Genomic DNA, 17,319 nt, shown 5'->3' on the forward strand with positions numbered 1-17,319 from the left:
AGGTAAAGAAATAACAAAGAAGCATAAAAGAAATATCCCGGTGATTCCCCGGTTAAAATATCATCTGTTGGAAATACCAAAACATTCATAAAAAGAAATTAGATAACAGAACAAAAGGAGAACAAAAATGAATTCAATAAATTTAACAGACAAATTAAACAAAGACTTTGAAAATGGAAAAAGATTAATATCCAATTCACATTATAGTTATGATTTAGAAATGATTGATTTTTTAAATATATTCAATCAAGTTAAAGGAGATTTCGGAAACAATTTAGATCTGTTTTTAGATTTATCTATGGTTCTATATAACATTGGAATAAGTAAAGGATACAAGCTAAAAACAAATGAAATGAAAAGAACAAAAGGGATCTAATGAATCCCTTTTTTTATGTCCTAATATAATGGGGTCGCATTTTGCTACTCCATAGATTTACACTTTTGTTTCTGCTATAGGGTAACGTTTCGTTACTCCATTGATTAAATGTATTCCATTTTCAAATGACATTATACATCTGATAGAACGATTCGTTCGGTCTGCTTAAATTAATTGTATTCCTTTTCTAATGCCCCTATTCTTTTTATTTTGTACACCAGTATAGAAACCGACACCGAACTTTAAAAAAAGACTACAAGAATATATTTAGGGGTGTAGCTTTAAAGGTACTTTAAAAGCGAATACATAGCGATTTATATTTCATGATTAATTATACTAGAAATGTTTAAAAGAGCCTTATATTCGCTTTATGCGCTATTAAAATTGATTTTATTCAAGAAACCCTATCTTTTTAGCTACTATTTCATGTTTGTTTAGTCATGCCCCTCTAACCCGTTCTCCAAAAAATTTATATCGATTTTTTTACAAGTAGGGGGTAATGGTATGATACAAAATAAAAATATCTGTATAAATATTTATCGTTTGTATTTAATCGTTGTTATTTCGTTGTTAAACTATGTTTTTCTTTGATTCTTCACTGGTTCTTCACGGCTTTACCAATACTTAAAGCAAAACAAAAAAAAGGGAGAAACTCCCTTATATTCATTCTGGTCTTTCTTCAAATATTTGATATCCTTTTCTAAAAATCAATTCCTTTTGTCTGTTTATGTCATTCCTTGATTTTGGAGTTATCAATTCATACGTGGCATTTATACTCGTTTTATCATCTGAAATATCATGAAGTAAAAATACATTGTCTGAATCTTCTTCAATTGAGCCACTCTCTTTTAAATCTTTTTCTGTTGGTCTGGAATTCGTATCGCTTCTCCTTAATTGAGCCAATGCAAATATAACACAATTCATAGAAGCTTTAATATTTAGCAATTGTTTTGTAATATGATTTATTTTTTCTCTTAAATTTGTAAATCTTCTTAATGTATCAATATTATTTATGTTATCTAAAAATACAATACAGAAATCATTTCTTGTTTCTTCTGAAATGATTCTTTTTATGGTCTCAATATTAGAAGCTTCTCTTGAATCATATAGTTTTATTTTTAAACCGTTTCTTATTCTATAGATTGAATCCGATACTTTATTTTCGTTTTTTTGTTCTTTTATCTGATTTTTTGTAAGCCTTGAATCTATCTGAATCAATCTCTGGTAAATGACATCTTTAGGGTTTTCAAGATTAAAATAAAGACACCTATATTTTTTCCCTAGATCCAATAGAAGATTTAATGAAAATGCCGTCTTTCCTTTTCCGGTTCTCGCTCCTATTGTGTTTAACGTGTTGAAAGATATCTCAAAATCTTTCATAAATGACAAATCAAAAATTAAATGCGATTTTTCGTTTGTGACTAGATTGAAGATTTCTTCTTCTGTTAGTATCTCTCCGGTTCTAGTATTGTGATAATAATTTGGAATATCTTCAATCATTGAAATAATCTCTTCAAAATCATTTCCTTTTGAATCATAGATAAGTTCTTTCATTTTTCTTTTACGAAATTCATTGTTTATAAACTTTATATCGTTTTCAATATTGTGGTCAGAAAAAGCATTATCATTAATACTACATACTATATCTAACATCTTATTATCATTCATAAAAGATTGGAGTATCTTCTGATAGTCTACTTCATGATATTTTATATACTGGTTTTTCATTTCTTCGAATATAATTCCATACTCTTCTATACTGAAAATATCTTTGTCCAGATAATAGATATCAAACAATTCTGAATTAAACATGAAAGAAGAAATTAATCTTGATTCTATATTCTGTAAAGGGTTATTCACATTCGGCATTTTGCATTGCCTCTATTTCTTCTTTTGTTGGATATCTGTCTTCTTTGAAGTGTATACTTTTTTGTTTTTCACTGTTTCTTATAAACAATTCAATAACGCTAAAATGTGAATCATCTGGATATTTATCCTTATTGCAATGAATATAAAAAGAAACTTCATCTATATATTTATTTATGTCATACTTTGGATATAAACTATTTAATTCGTTTAATTGAGATTCTGATATGTATACATTTTTATATCTACCTTTTCCTTTATTATCTATATTATTAGTATTATTAATATCTATTATATTAGATTCTATTCCATTACATTCTTTTATATTAGATTCTATTATATTATATTCTATTATATTAGACCTCATATGACTATCATTTGATATCATATGACTATCATTTGATATCATATGACTATCATTATATGCTATATTTTCTTTATTTAAGAAGTTTGTATTTAATGTTTTATATCTTGTGTATTCTTCTATGCAATATGGGTTAAATATATCTAAATCCTTTAAATATTCCAATAAGAAATCCTTTAAGTATTCATCTTTAATTTCTCCGTTCTCGATTCTTTCTTTATGATGAGTTTTCCATGAAGCTTTCCTTTTTTCTAAGCATGAAGAAATATAATTTATTTTATTGTCTCTGATATCTTCAAACATCATAGAACAAATCATTTCTTCTATCTGGTCTAGTTTTGGTATATCTGTATTTTCTCCTTTAAAATAGTGAATACATGAATCCATTACATTTTTTAACTGTTCTTTATTTAATTTTAATAGCTGCGATAGCATTTTTTCTTTGATTAGCATTCCACAATATGATTTTTGATTTTTTGACATATGTACACTCCCTCTATATCCAAAAACATTTATCTAGTTTTTCCGATATTTTACGCATTATATGTTGCTTAATTAATAGGCATTCAGTGCAAAAAAATACGATTTTTTTTCTTTCGTAATTAAAGCGTTCTTGTAATGTCAAAAATACTTCATCTTCAAATATGCTTAAACCGAGAGATTCCGATATTTCGTTTCTTCTAGTAATGAATTCTTTTAAAGATTCACTGTTTTTACTATTGTATTCGATATTCTGGTTAAAAATAATTTCATTAGAATCAAGATCTATAACTGAAACTTTGTATCTCAATATGTTTTTTTTCATTTTGTTACTCCTATTCATTATTTTCTAAGTCGTTCAATGCTTCTTTTACATGTTCTGGATTAGAAATATCATATCCAGTAAAGCGATCTAAAATACATTCTATTTCTTTACGAGAATAAATATAATTTTTTCCGGTTCTTAATCCCTTTAATAGTCCGTATTGTCTCCACATAGTAATCTGGTTTTTATTGCAATGGAAAATATTGCATAAATCATTGGTAGTATAGGTAGGTACTAGATTTACGCTATCTTTTAACATCTGATTTTCTTTTTTCATAATTAGTATCTGGAGAGAATAGAAATGTTGCTCAAAATTATTCCTTTCTCTCCGTTTTTATCCTTTCTATTCGTTTGCTAGTTCATCAATGATTTTAAAAATCTTTTGTTTTTCTTCTTCAGAAAACTCTTTTCTAAGTTTTCGTGAGAAATAATTGTCGGTAATGCCTAACCTATCGGCAATTTGCCATAATCGAATATCTTTTTTATTTGCATATTCTCTTACATCATAATTTGATTTTTTCATGTTATCCTCCTTTCTTTTCTGTTGTTGTTGAAACATAAAAATCATGTGTTATAATTTAGATAGTAAAACATCAAATAGAACATTTTGTTTTACATATCCTATTCAAAGGATAACATATGTATTTTTTAAATTCTATATACATGAATTATTTAGAACTACAATTGTATTTAATTATTTTTTTGTTCTATACAATGTGTTTTATCTTTAGAAGAAAGGGTGACATAATGGAAACTTTAGGAGACAGAATAAAAAAAATTGCAAAGAAAAAAAAATTAACATATAGAGAAATAGCAAAAGACACCAGTTTATCATTGAATACCATAAGCAAAATAGTAAACAATCAAACCCAAAGTATTTCCAGTGAAACATTAAAGATTTTTTGTGACAAATTAGAAGTTTCATCTGACTATTTACTTGGACTAGATGAAGAACCGTCAAGAGATTTTGATTCTAAAAAAATTTCTAAAGAATTAGGATTAAGCCTAAAGAGCATACAAAAAATAAAAAGGTTAAAAATAAGAGAAGAAATCGCTAATAAAAGAGAACAAGAAAAAAGAGATGATTTAAACAAATCTCCAATAAGAACTATATCCTCTATTTCTGATGACATACATTTACTTGGACACCCCTTAACTTCTTTAGACAAACTTTTAAAAGATGACTTTATAAATATAGATGAACTATTAATTTCAATTGTTGAATATCTTTATTTTGATAAAGACAGTTTAAACTTTGGAAATATTGCTATTATTAACACCGACAATTTATTCAAAGATGAAGAAAACGGAACTATTTATATGAATGATAAATGTAATATTGTACGAATGACAAGCCCTACTATATATGAGGAATTGTTATTATCTAGAATAGAGCAAAATCTAATTGAAACAAAAGAAATATCTAAATTTATGAAAAAAGAAAGATTATACATAGAAAACACTGAAAACCAATAACGATTAAAACAAAAAAATCTTTCACTACTGGCAATAGTGAAAGACGAGTGCAATAACATATTTTACGGACACGTTTTTGCACTCCTATTATAGCAAATGAAACCAAAGAAAACGCAAGAAATAACACTGAAGTATCTGATTATTATGAGAATTTTTACGCTAAATATGACGATATAAACGTATATGAATTATAGCCTTAACGCTGAAATATAAAAAAAATCTCCATACTGGCAATATGGAGAAAGTGGAATAATTTTGAGCAACATTCCACCTCTATTTTATATTTGAGCGTGAATAAAATCAAGAAATAAGAAAGTAGAGGAAATGAAAAATGTCAATTACTGAAAGGATTGGAAAAAAAGGCATTACATACGAATTAGAGTATTATGTGATTGAAAAAGGAGAAAAGAAAAGAAAGACAAAAAACTTTAAGACAAAAAGAGAAGCAGAAGCATTTGGCCGTAAAATGGAAATGGAATTTGAAAAAACAAAAGCATTGATAGAAAGTGGAAATTATTTTATTTTTAGTGATAAAACATTTGATGAAGTATGGAATGAATATCTGGAAACGAAAGACTATGAATTTTCCAACCAGACAAAACTAAGCTATATAAGTATATATTCAAACCATATTAAACCGGTTTTTGGAAATGAAAAAATATCCAGTATAAAAAAAGGAATGATACAGAAGTTCATGAACGAAAAAAAATCATATTCTAAATCAACGCTGCTCATTCTAAAAAACATATTATCAGATACTTTCAATTATTCTATTGATATGGATTATATACAAACATCACCTATGCAAAATATAAAGACAAATTCTAATAAGAGAAAAGAAGCAAATAAAAGAGTTCTTACACATAATGAATTTATTTCTTTAACAGAGGCGTTTGAAAATGAAAAAGATATCTTTGATCAATCATGTTTGATTGCAATATATATCGGTTATTATTTAGGATTGAGAAGAAGCGAAATACTTGCATTGTGTAAAGAAGATTTTGATTTCCAAAACAATGAAGTAAATGTACATAGAAAAGTAGAGTACATTCCAAAAAACGGTAGCATAATTACAGAAAGAATGAAAACAAAAAAATCTAAGGCAATTTTACCAGTATGTAAACCATTAAAAGAAAAACTGATTGAATGGTTTAAAATAAATCCTTTTGACCTAGTATGTACGAATTCTAATGGAGATATATTATATGCATGTTCCGTTAGTTCAAAAATACAGAAGAAAGCAGAAAGCATTGGCATATCAGATTTTACAATGCACGCACTACGCCGTTCATTTATTACAAATTTAGTTGTGAATAACGTGGATATCAAAACGGCTACAGAACTTTCAAGACATAGCACTTGCAATATGACATTAAATATATATGCTCAAACAAATATAGAAAACATGAAAAAGGCAATTCAAAACACATTCAATCAAGAAAATTCCGGTGATTTCCCGGTTCATAATATTTTAGCATAAAAAAATTAGTAATATCTGGCTAATATTAGCCAGATATTACTGTTTTAGAATAATTGCTATTTTATGATTATATTAAAAAAGGAGGATGTTTTATGAAATATGATTTTCATACAAAATTAAATCGAAAAGGACACGATGCTCTGGCTTTGGATTCCTATCCAACTTATGGAACAGAAGTAAAAGAAGGATTCAGTGAAATACCTATGTGGGTGGCGGATATGAATTATCCGGTTTTACCTGAAATCCAGAAAGCCATTCAGTCTCGTTTAGATCAACCTCATTTTGGTTATTTCAATCCAGATAAAGACTATTACAAATCCATCATTAACTGGCAGAAAACAAGAAACCATGTGGATTGCCAGATGAAAAATATTCATTATGAAAATGGTGTACTGGGATGTTTAAGCAGCGCCATTCAGGCTTTTACAAGTCCAGGAGAAGCCATTCTGATTCATTCTCCCACTTATATAGGATTTACCCATGTATTGAATGATTTGGGTCGTAAAATCATTCATTCTCCTTTATATCTGGATGAAAAGAATATATGGCGTATGGATTATGAAAATATGGATGAATTATGTAAAAAATATCACATTCATTTTGCGATATTCTGTTCTCCTCATAATCCTGCAGGAAGAGTATGGGTAAAAGAAGAAATTGAAAAAGCAATGAAGGTTTATCAGAACAACGACTGTATAGTTTTCAGTGATGAAATCTGGTCAGATATTCTATTAAACGGAAATAAACACATTCCCACTCAATCCATTAATGAAGATGCCAGAAATCGTACCATTGCCGCTTATGCGCCTTCTAAAACTTTCTCTCTGGCTGGTTTAGTGGGTTCTTATCATATTATTTATAATTCAACTTTGATTGATAAGATTTTAAAAAGCAGTAAAAGCACACATTATAATTCACCAAATATTTTATCGGTTTATGCCTTAAAAGGAGCCTATTCAAAAGAAGGAGAAATATGGTGTGATGAATTGTGTGAAACCTTATCACATAATATCAATTATGCCTATGATTTTATTTTAAAACATTTTAAAGGAGTCAATGTATCCAAACCACAAGGTACTTATATGATGTATTTAGATTGTACAGAGTATTTATCTGATAAAAATGTATCTTTTCTTTCTTTACTTCAGAAAGGAATAGAAGCAGGTGTATTATGGCAGGATGGTCGACCATTTGGGAAAGAAAATACGATCCGATTAAATTTAGCTTTACCCGAAGATACAGTAAAAGAAGCTATGGAACGACTCAAACAATACGTATTCTAATCTGTAAACCATTACTAAAAAATTGTCTGTTAAACAGACAATTTTTTTGATGCCAGCAATTCTTTAACAGAATCTATACTGCAGTTTAAAGCCTGAGAAATCGTTTCCAGATTAAATCCCATTTTTGTCATATTCACAGCCAGAGAAATCTTTTCTTCTCGCTGTCCTTCACGTTTTCCTTCAAGTTTTCCTTCTAGTATTCCTTCACGCTTTCCTTCAAGCCTTCCTTGGGCTCTTTCACTTTTCGCAAATTCTTCCAGCAGTTCACACATTTCCTGTTTCTCCTTTTCTCTTGTCTTTATTTTTCGAACCGATTCTCTTAATTCTTCAATAACCATTTTCTGATAGTCACTGCATGAAAAATCATGCATTAAATATCCTAACTCATCCTGGTTTCGATACTGACCATTGACATAATACAGATTCATGCGATCTTTAAAAGGACAATGATTCAATTCTTTTATAGTTCTTTGAATATGATATACAGGATATCCTTTATGGTAATAGTCTTCTTCGGTAATAAAAAGAATATGAATATTTCGAATCTCATCAAATTTTATGCTTTTTTTGGCATATTCTACATCCAGGACGCTGGCATAATATCGAAGTCTTTCTACAGGTGCTTTCTTTGCACTTCTTTCCACTTCAATATCATAAATGTTTCCATCTGTATCCTCAATCACAATATCTGGGATGATAGATCGAGACAGAATCTGTTTCATGTCTTTTTGAATTTCATATTTTCGGATTTTAATATCGGTTCGATTCAATAAAATATTCAGTATCCTTTGTACAAGTTCTTTATTGTCTTTAAACAGGATACGCATAAATATATCATCAAAGGGTCGTAACCTTTCAATGATATCAAGATACTTTTTATTTTCCGCCGCGGGCATTGTGCTATCTGATTCATATCAAAATCCTCTCTTTCTATTTATTATATACGTATCTGAAATCGATTTTTACAATATGAATCCGATTTTTTTTAATCATTTATTCCTGATAAGTCCATCCATGTTCTCCATGATAGATCATGATCTTTGTCATTCCTCCATCTACACAAATGTTTTCTCCATCTATAAAACTGGATTGTTGTGAACATAAAAACAGAATTAGATTGGATATATCTTCTGGTTTCCCCACTCGTTTAACCAGCTGCTGGCTGGCATCGGCTCCTGTATAATTTTCATCATCTGTATCTATCCATCCTGGAGAGATGGAATTGACTCTTACTTTTCCAGCTAAAGAAGTGGCTAGTGCATGGGTTAAAGAAGCAATTCCACCTTTTGCGGCAGCATAGCTTTCCGTTTGTGGCATACTCATACGATCTCTGGTAGAAGATATATTGATAATGCAGCCATTTTCATTAAAATAATCTTTAAATAATTTACTTAAGTAAAACGGTGCTGTAACGCCTACTTTCAGAGCATAATCAAATTCTTCATAGGAACAGGTATCCAGTCCTTTCTTTAAAGGCAATGCATTATTAATTAAATAATCAATGTGTCCATGTTTTTCGATTACCTGACGCGCAAAGGCTTCCAGTACTTCTTTTTTTGAAATGTCTCCCACATAATGATCTCCCTGAACTTTATCAATCACTTCAACAAAAGCTCCTTTTTCTTCAAAGGCAATTCTGGTGCTTTTCCCAATACCATGAGCTCCACCTGTTATCACAACAACTTTATTCTTAAACATATTTTCTCCTATTTTTTATATTTATCTGGAATGCGCTTGTCCACAATCGATACCAGTGCCATTGCCACAAATTTGTCAATGAAATCGGTTAAAACCTGTACCACAAAACAGGCTATTGTCAGTCCCAGTGGTGTTTTTAAAAGCTGTACTAGAATACTGGATCCACTGGATGTAATTCCGCCAAATAAATAGGCTGTAATACAGGCAGAACAGAAAGAAGTAGGCAATACGACAATAAGAGTCGTAATCAGTAAAGAAACAAAATTATCTTTTTTGTATTTCCATATCCATCCTGTTAATAGTCCCAGTAAAATTCCAACAGGGGCATAATATAATGAAAAGGCATCTCCCATCATAAAGAAAATGGTTCCGCTTAATACATTGGGAATCATCCCATAAACAGGTCCATATAGGGCCGCAATCAATACCGTTCCAATACAGTCTAAATAGATTGGAAGCCTGAATAACAATGCGATCTGGGCTCCAATTAAATTGATACATATGGCTAATGCCACCATACTTATTTTCTTTGTATTCATTTTATTCTCCTTAATAAACATTCATAAAACATTTCAAAAAATTTATTTACATCCACTTGTGTTAATATATGGGCATTTGCCTGTTTACGATAAAAATTATGATCGTCTACAATCGATTGTCCAATGGATATAGATTGAGTTTCAATCTGTACATACGAATCAAATCCCGAACAGATACTTGAATCTATAAAATAGGCAATGGCCAATGGATCGTTAATTACACAACCCACTAAATGTTCCCATTCCAGATGAAACTGAAAATAGAATTTTGTGATTTTTTCGACAAATTTTCCCACTTTCCCATTTTCTTTTTTCATATATTCCAGTCTTTCTGGAGTCAATACGATTTTACGAGTCACATCCAGGCCAACCATATGTATCCTTTTTCCACTGTTAAATACCATAGAAGCTGCATCTGGATCGCACCAGTAATTGTATTCTGCTACAGGTGAACAGTTTCCATGAGATTTATAATTGCCTCCCATAGATATGAATTGATCAATACAATCAAATGCTTCTTTATCTTTTTCCATTAATAAAGCCAAATTTGTCAGTGGTCCTATGGCAATCACAGAACATTTTTCTTTTCTTAATATCTTTGATAAATAAGAAATGGCATCTTCTTTTTGCTGGTACCCCTCTACTTCTTCCAGAAAGCTTTCTCCCAAACCATCTATACCATGGGTATCCAGTGCATTGATATAGTTTCTTTTTAAAGGTTTATCAGCTCCTTTAAAAACAGGAATGTCGAGACGATTCATAAATTTTAATATTTTTTTCGCATTGGAAAAGCCCATTTCTACAGGAGCATTTCCAGCCACAATTGTAATAGCCAATACTTCGATATCTGGATGTGATAAAGCCATCATAATGGCTAAACTATCATCAATTCCCGGATCACAATCAATAATTATTTTTCTTTTCATATTTCCCTCACAAAAAAAAGTGCCTGAATAGGCACTTAAAAAATCGATACCTATTATTATACTGGGAGGTTTAATAAAACCAGTGTTATTCAATTTTTAATCCCAGAAACCATCCAGAGTTCTGAAATAATCTTCTGGTGTTTCAGCTCTACGAATCATTTTTGTCGTTCCATCTTCTTTTAATAAAATTTCTGAACTACGTAAACGACCATTGTAGTTATATCCCATAGAGAAACCATGAGCTCCTGTATCATGAATGACCAGTAAATCTCCAATATCAATTTTTGGAAGTTTACGATCAATGGCAAATTTATCAGAGTTTTCACACAATGAACCCGTTACATCGTATATATGATCACAAGGTTCGTTTTCTTTTCCCATAACGGTAATATGATGATATGCACCATAAATTGCCGGTCTCATTAAGTTGGCTGCACAGGCATCCACTCCAATATATTCTTTATGAATGTGTTTTTCATGAATCACACGAGTGACCAGACATCCATTTGGAGCTAACATGAAACGTCCTAATTCTGTAAAAATCTTTATATTTCCCAGTCCTGCCGGAACTAAGATTTCATCGAATGCTTTATGTACCCCTTCTCCAATCACAAATATATTATTTGGTTCTTTATCTGGTGTATAAGGAATTCCGACTCCACCAGATAAATTGATAAACGATAGTTCAATTCCTGTTTCTTCTTTAATTTCCACAACAAGCTTAAATAAAATACGAGCCAGTTCTGGATAATATTCATTGGAAACCGTATTGGAAGCCAAGAAAGCATGGATTCCAAATTTTTTAGCTCCTAATTCTTTTAAACGAACATAGGCTTCTTTAATTTGAGAAGGAGTCATTCCATATTTGGCATCCCCTGGATTATCCATAATATCTGTACCCAGTTCAAATTTTCCACCTGGATTGTAGCGACAGCAGATTGTTTCTGGAATTCCAGCTTCTTTTTCTAAAAAGTCAATATGTGTAATATCATCTAAGTTGATAATGGCTCCTAATTCTTTGGCTTTTTTAAATTCATTGGCAGGGGTATCGTTTGAAGAAAACATTATTTCTTCCCCTGTAATGCCACATTTTTCTGACATCATCAATTCCGTTAATGAAGAACAATCCGTTCCACATCCTTCTTCATGCAGAATTTTTAATATTGTGGGATTGGGTGTAGCCTTTACCGCAAAATATTCTTTAAATCCTTTATTCCATGAAAAAGCTTTATATAAATCTCTGGCTGTCTGACGAATTCCTTTTTCATCATATAAATGAAAAGGAGTTGGATATTGTTGACAAATATCTTCTAACTGATCTTTTGATACAAATGGTACTTTATTCATAAATAAGTTCCTTCCTTTTACCATAAAGTATAATCAAAACCAAAAAGATTGTCTAGTTTTTCAAATCTGTTAAAATAAAAATGAGGTGAAGCTATGACAGTAACAAATAAAATGAAAGAACAGTTTCGTATTCTTCAGGGAGGCTTATCCAGTGATGTGAAAAAAGCCGATGTTGGAGAAGGAACTGGAAATTTTGTCAAAAATGGTGGCGATAATATGGCATGGGCAGATATGTTTGCACCGGATCCATCCATTCCTGAATCGGTTCAGAAAGCCAGTATAGAAGCTATTTTAAATGGCTCCAGTGCACATTATACAATGCCCATTGGTTTATTGGAGCTTAGAGAAGAAATCGCAAAACACGTTTCAAAAAAGACAGGACTTACGATTCATCCCAGTCGAAATGTGATCATTACGCCTGGTTCGGATGCTGGTTTTATTTTTTCACTGCTTCCTTTTCTAAAAAAAGGAGATGAAGTCTTAATTCCTGATCCTTGTTACCCAAGTAATTATTTAAATTGTAAATTATTAGAGGCCACCCCTATATCGGTTCCTACCTATCCGGAAGATAATTACCAGATTCGTATAGAAGAAATGGAAAAAAGAGTGACTTCCAGAACTAAGGCCGTCATTCTAACGCATCCAAACAATCCTACAACAACCGTTTATCGTAAAGAAAATCTGATGGAATTGTCTAAGTTTATTATTAAACACGATCTGATCTTAATCTGTGATCAGGCATTTGAAGATCATATCTTTGATGGTATTGAATTTGTATGTCCATGTACATTACCAGGAATGTGGGAAAGAACCGTTACCATCTGTTCTTTATCTAAAGGATATGGATTGAGCGGATTTCGAATTGCCTATCTATATACAAATGAAGAAATCATGGATAAATACTATGGTGCCTGTGTCAATATAGTAGGTGCCCCATGTACCATCAGTACAATGGGAGCCATTGCCGCTTTACAGGATGAAACCATTCTTCCTGAATATTACCAGAGACTGGATAGAAGAAGAACCATTGCCTATGATATTTTATCCACTATCCCAGGTGTTAAAATGAAAAAATCGGAAAGTGGAATTTTATCGTGGCTGGATGTCTCACAGTTAGGTACTGGACAGGAAGTAGCCGATTATATTAAAGAAAATGCCAATGTGCTGGTCAATGATGGAGCCGCTTATGGACAGATGGGACAGGGACACATTCGCATTGTCACAGCCTGTTTTGCCAAAGATGAAGACTGTATAATCCGCTTGGAACGAATTAAAAAAGCATTAACACAGCTTGCCAAAGAAAAAGAAATTGTATAACATAAAAAAGAAAGAAGGTAGAATATGAAAGTCATAACAACAAATAACGCACCTGCTGCCATTGGACCTTATTCACAGGCCATTGTCACAGGAAATCTGGTATATGGATCTGGACAGATTCCAGTGGATCCACAAACAGGAAACATTCCAGAAGGAATTATCGCACAGGCACATCAATCCTGTAAAAATGTAAAAGGATTAATGGAAGCAGCTGGAACCAGCATGGAAAAAGTAGTCAAAACAACTTGTTTTCTGGCTGATATTAAAGACTTTGCGGCATTCAATGAAGTCTATGCTCAATACTTTGTATCCAATCCAGCAAGAAGCTGCTGTGCAGTAAAAGACTTACCAAAAGGTGTTCTTTGTGAAATCGAAGCGATAGCTGAAATCTAAAGATTGTAGAAATACAGTCTTTTTTTATTTGAAAAGAATTAAACCATTCCTTTGACATGAATTTTTTACGGATACTATCTCATTTTGATCATTACATACCTAAAATGAATTTATCACAATGAAATATTCATTATCTATTAAAAATACTCCTTTCCATATCCACTACCATTTTGTGATTATGAGAAAGGAGTTTTTATGTCTAGATTTAAAACTAATTATAATCGCTAATCAAAAAGACAAGTGCATATATGTCTGGAAATTCTTTATAATTTTAGAAAAATCTCAATCCGTTTTTATATTTTTCCCAGTATCTTACAAATTCGATAAGCTCTGTTAAGATGTTTTGAGACGGTGTTCATTCTATCTACAAACTTCTGCTCAAAATAGTTTACAGCCAGTCGATCCAGCATATTATCAGGACCATTGTGTGTTACCAGGTTCAGCATCTTTTCTTTACCTACAGCTTCCTGCTGATGAACTGCAAATTCTTCGATTCTTTCAGCCTGTTTTTTAATTTCTTCCCCTTTGTATTCCCCATGAAGTTCCAGACCTCTTCTTGATATAAGTCTCAATCCTGAAATTCTTGTGATTATTGTGTTGTAGTTCATCTGATACTTTATATGCTTAGCATATGGATGTGTTGTTTCAATATGCATGAAGATATTGTATCTCCAGAATACTTTGTCAAAATCTCCCATTTTTAAGCTATTCTGCATGGGTTCTTTAATTTCAAACTTACCTGGTTTTTCTGTCCAGAATTCTTCAACTTCCACATATGCATCTTTTACCTGATCGAAATCAATAATATACGGATTCTTTGACTTGAAAGTATCTTCAGGTCCCTCCACAACAACAAAGCATCTGCGTTCTTTGTCATAAATAAACTGTGTAGCTTCCGGATATTTCTTGACTCCTAAAGCCTTGGTTACATCAAATTCACTTTCCAGTCTTTTAAGATTCTCCTGCTGAAAAACTTTTTCCTCTTCTTTCGCTTTGTTTTTAAAATTAAATAATCCCATAGTTTACACACCCTCCTTTAACTAATCCTGATTCTTTAACCTTTTTTTCATTATATAATACATCATTTCTTTTTCTTTCTATTTATTTAAAATTTTGTAATAATTGTTTTATATAAAGTAATTTTTTAACAATTTTGCATTAACAATAAAAATTTAACACACTTTGATATTTTCCTTTTGTAATATAATTTTTCTAAAAACACATGAAATATCTTTGTACATACAATTTTTGAATATATTTATGTAATTTTTTACATTAATTTCGTTAAGTAAGCCATTGTCATTATTTTGTCATTTTTTATATGTATAGTATATATCGAAAGGAGGATACATAGGTTACAGAAGAAAAGTATGTCTTAAAGTCAAACTTCCAAAAATACATATCTAAATACATAAGGCATACTCTATCGTATCAATCCTTTTTGATATTTTCTTCTATGTTCACTATGGGAAAAACAGCAGCAAGTTTTGTTGCTGTTTTTCGTATCTTTAAAAAATATTCTATACAAGTAAAATCGTGTTACAAAGACTTTGACAGGATATCAAATGCACATAGATTCTGTTGGGCTTTGGTTGAAACATAGCCAAAAAGAGTTTTACCAAGAATGACAGCCTCCAGAAGATGAACCCCGTCATGACCATGTGAATTCCTGTTTGTAAGGTCGATATAATCAAATATATTTGCTCCTTCTACAACTTCAGCAACTGTACGTGAAATATCATTTTTTTATATCACAATCATAAAAAATATTAAAATCGAATAGCAATTTTGGCTGATATACTGTTTATTAGTAGTGATTATTATACTTTTCATACACAACTATAATACCCAAAAATGCGCCAGTCATATAACTATGATTAGCGCAATTTTTTTATTTTAGGATTATTTACTCTTTACAGCTCCTCAATTATAATCTCCACCTTGTATTCCTAAATACTCTTCAAGACATAAACCCGATTGATAAATAGCTGTAGCCTGATCTCCAACATATCGAATATGCCAAGGCTCTGCCACATAGCCTGTAATAGCTTCTTTTCCATATGGATAACGAACAATAAAACCATATCGATGGGCATTATTGGCCAGCCACACCGATTCATTATAGGACTGCAGTAAAGCTCCATTGGGCTGCATCAAATCAAAAGCCAATCCCGTTTGATGTTCCGAATACCCGGCTCTGGCAGAAAATGTATCCGCTTGTTGCTGTCCATACGAATTCACATAATTCCAATACAATGAATTTTGATATTCATAAGAGCGGAATCCACTATACGAATCACTGACTTGTAAACCATCGGCTTTCATATCCGCTATTAATTTTAAAAACTGACTCTTGGCTTCTATATTTTCTCCTGGAGCATAATTAGAAGGCAAAGAATGTTTCTTATTCACAACAAGTATTCCATTCACAATACAGGGTTCAGCTGTTGTAGATGAACTTTGTATATTTGAAACAAGATTATTTGTAGTCTCTTCGACTTCAATTTCAAAAGAAGAAGACGAAACATTATGATATATATCTTCAACAATAATAGTTGCTTCATAGATACCCGAACTAGAAAAATCTACTTTTTCTAAATCAAAAGAAATGTCATAATCACTTAATTCTTCTATTTCAAAATAAGAAGAAAAATCATGGTCTTTATCATTTACATCCACTTTAATTTCATTTTTCTGTTTAATTACTGGCTTTGTACGATCTTCTACTTTTATTTGAATAGTTTTACTCTGATTGAAAAAAAGAATCTGATACTTCACTTCAACCAGATAATTTCCCGGTTTTGCAAACTTGCCTTCCATTTCAATAGAAGAAACATCCAATTCAATATGACTTGGATCAATCCATGAATCTTTAAATAAAGACCTTTCGTTTATAGAAATATGTTTTCCATATTCAAAAACAAATACATCTTTTTTCAAAGAAACACTGAATATCGAATACATAAAAACAAGAACACCTGTCAACAATATAAATAAAGCAATTATTTTCTTCATATTTTTATTATAAATTATTTTTTAAAAATACGATACCAGATCACAATCCATGCATTGGATTTTACCATTGACCACTATAAATAATGCTTTCAACTTCGATATATCTTTTATCACTTTCTCCTTTCACAAACGCAAATAAGCCAACATAAGCACCAATTGTTATCGCAACCATTCAAACACAAAACAAGAAAACCAGTAAAAATCGATAAAAATTTTTTCCTTCTATATGTCTTTACCATATCATGTAATTTTTTAATTCTGGTTTTAGCTTTGCACATAATATAAAAAAAAGCATTCGTATTGAATGATGATACAACCCTAGTCAAGTAGACATGGGAAATATTTAAAAATCTCATCGATCAACAACCCATTCCACTTTGGTTTGGGTTGTTTTTTATTTCTTCTATAATCATTTCTTTTTGATGTTTCTTCTT

The 17,319-nt window shown here is 31.0% G+C and carries 18 protein-coding genes; 6 read left to right on the forward strand and 12 right to left on the reverse strand.

The genetic code is table 11. The features are described 5' to 3' along the window. Positions 1-127 precede the first annotated feature (127 nt). A complete protein-coding gene (locus FYJ50_RS08635) occupies positions 128-376 on the forward strand; it encodes a hypothetical protein (RefSeq protein ID WP_154461071.1) in 249 nt (82 codons plus the stop codon). Positions 377-1,039: 663 nt separating this feature from the next. On the opposite strand, the gene FYJ50_RS08640 is transcribed toward FYJ50_RS08635, so the two are convergent. The 5 genes from FYJ50_RS08640 to FYJ50_RS08660 all read right to left on the reverse strand — a co-directional run bounded on the left by FYJ50_RS08640 (position 1,040) and on the right by FYJ50_RS08660 (position 3,934). Continuing rightward, positions 1,040-2,245 carry a DnaB-like helicase C-terminal domain-containing protein gene (locus tag FYJ50_RS08640; RefSeq protein ID WP_154461073.1) on the reverse strand — a complete coding sequence of 402 codons (1,206 nt, stop codon included), beginning with the start codon at positions 2,243-2,245 and terminating at the stop codon, positions 1,040-1,042. Then, entirely contained in the window at positions 2,229-3,089 is an 861-nt protein-coding gene (locus FYJ50_RS08645; protein WP_154461075.1) for a hypothetical protein, read from the reverse strand. Before FYJ50_RS08645 ends, FYJ50_RS08640 begins: the two co-directional genes overlap by 17 nt. Positions 3,090-3,102: 13 nt before the next feature. Further along, on the reverse strand, positions 3,103-3,411 hold the full coding sequence (locus tag FYJ50_RS08650; RefSeq protein WP_154461077.1) for a hypothetical protein: 309 nt from the start codon (positions 3,409-3,411) through the stop codon (positions 3,103-3,105). Positions 3,412-3,421: 10 nt separating this feature from the next. Next, positions 3,422-3,670 (reverse strand): MerR family transcriptional regulator, encoded by a 249-nt coding sequence (locus FYJ50_RS08655; RefSeq protein WP_205946492.1) that lies wholly within the window; start codon positions 3,668-3,670, stop codon positions 3,422-3,424. An 84-nt stretch (positions 3,671-3,754) separates the two neighbouring features. Beyond that, positions 3,755-3,934, reverse strand: a complete 180-nt coding sequence (locus tag FYJ50_RS08660) for a hypothetical protein (protein ID WP_154461081.1) — start codon at positions 3,932-3,934, stop codon at positions 3,755-3,757. Between the two features lie 224 nt (positions 3,935-4,158). Here FYJ50_RS08660 and FYJ50_RS08665 point away from each other — a divergent pair, with 224 nt between their 5' ends. The 3 genes from FYJ50_RS08665 to FYJ50_RS08675 all read left to right on the forward strand — a co-directional run bounded on the left by FYJ50_RS08665 (position 4,159) and on the right by FYJ50_RS08675 (position 7,650). After that, the gene (locus FYJ50_RS08665) at positions 4,159-4,887 is read left to right on the forward strand and encodes a helix-turn-helix domain-containing protein (RefSeq protein ID WP_205946493.1); all 729 of its coding nucleotides are present in this window, start codon (positions 4,159-4,161) and stop codon (positions 4,885-4,887) included. A 331-nt stretch (positions 4,888-5,218) separates the two neighbouring features. Further along, positions 5,219-6,367, forward strand: coding sequence for a tyrosine-type recombinase/integrase (locus FYJ50_RS08670; RefSeq protein WP_154461085.1), 1,149 nt, complete (start codon positions 5,219-5,221; stop codon positions 6,365-6,367). Positions 6,368-6,459: 92 nt separating this feature from the next. Then, complete coding sequence (locus FYJ50_RS08675) at positions 6,460-7,650, forward strand: MalY/PatB family protein (protein WP_154461087.1); 1,191 nt, start codon at positions 6,460-6,462, stop codon at positions 7,648-7,650. A gap of 29 nt (positions 7,651-7,679) precedes the next feature. On the opposite strand, the gene FYJ50_RS08680 is transcribed toward FYJ50_RS08675, so the two are convergent. The 5 genes from FYJ50_RS08680 to FYJ50_RS08700 form a co-directional block, all read right to left on the reverse strand. Continuing rightward, a complete protein-coding gene (locus tag FYJ50_RS08680) occupies positions 7,680-8,546 on the reverse strand; it encodes an Rpn family recombination-promoting nuclease/putative transposase (RefSeq protein ID WP_154461089.1) in 867 nt (288 codons plus the stop codon). A gap of 97 nt (positions 8,547-8,643) precedes the next feature. Further along, positions 8,644-9,348, reverse strand: coding sequence for an SDR family oxidoreductase (locus FYJ50_RS08685; protein WP_154461091.1), 705 nt, complete (start codon positions 9,346-9,348; stop codon positions 8,644-8,646). Positions 9,349-9,356: 8 nt separating this feature from the next. Next, complete coding sequence (locus FYJ50_RS08690; RefSeq protein WP_154461093.1) at positions 9,357-9,887, reverse strand: ECF transporter S component; 531 nt, start codon at positions 9,885-9,887, stop codon at positions 9,357-9,359. Beyond that, the gene (locus FYJ50_RS08695; RefSeq protein WP_154461095.1) at positions 9,884-10,813 is read right to left on the reverse strand and encodes a nucleoside hydrolase; all 930 of its coding nucleotides are present in this window, start codon (positions 10,811-10,813) and stop codon (positions 9,884-9,886) included. The genes FYJ50_RS08690 and FYJ50_RS08695 overlap by 4 nt, the downstream gene beginning before the upstream one ends. Before the next feature lie 96 nt (positions 10,814-10,909). Beyond that, complete coding sequence (locus FYJ50_RS08700; protein ID WP_154461097.1) at positions 10,910-12,160, reverse strand: diaminopimelate decarboxylase; 1,251 nt, start codon at positions 12,158-12,160, stop codon at positions 10,910-10,912. A 93-nt stretch (positions 12,161-12,253) separates the two neighbouring features. Here FYJ50_RS08700 and FYJ50_RS08705 point away from each other — a divergent pair, with 93 nt between their 5' ends. Continuing rightward, complete coding sequence (locus FYJ50_RS08705; RefSeq protein WP_154461099.1) at positions 12,254-13,477, forward strand: pyridoxal phosphate-dependent aminotransferase; 1,224 nt, start codon at positions 12,254-12,256, stop codon at positions 13,475-13,477. Positions 13,478-13,501: 24 nt separating this feature from the next. Next, positions 13,502-13,870, forward strand: a complete 369-nt coding sequence (locus FYJ50_RS08710; RefSeq protein ID WP_154461101.1) for a RidA family protein — start codon at positions 13,502-13,504, stop codon at positions 13,868-13,870. Between the two features lie 293 nt (positions 13,871-14,163). On the opposite strand, the gene FYJ50_RS08715 is transcribed toward FYJ50_RS08710, so the two are convergent. Both FYJ50_RS08715 and FYJ50_RS08720 read right to left on the reverse strand, forming a co-directional pair. Continuing rightward, a complete protein-coding gene (locus FYJ50_RS08715) occupies positions 14,164-14,889 on the reverse strand; it encodes a hypothetical protein (RefSeq protein WP_154461103.1) in 726 nt (241 codons plus the stop codon). Positions 14,890-15,793: 904 nt separating this feature from the next. Continuing rightward, complete coding sequence (locus FYJ50_RS08720; protein ID WP_205946495.1) at positions 15,794-16,885, reverse strand: M15 family metallopeptidase; 1,092 nt, start codon at positions 16,883-16,885, stop codon at positions 15,794-15,796. Positions 16,886-17,319 lie beyond the last annotated feature (434 nt).

This window comes from Floccifex porci, assembly GCF_009696175.1.
Taxonomy (GTDB): domain Bacteria; phylum Bacillota_I; class Bacilli_A; order Erysipelotrichales; family Erysipelotrichaceae; genus Floccifex; species Floccifex porci.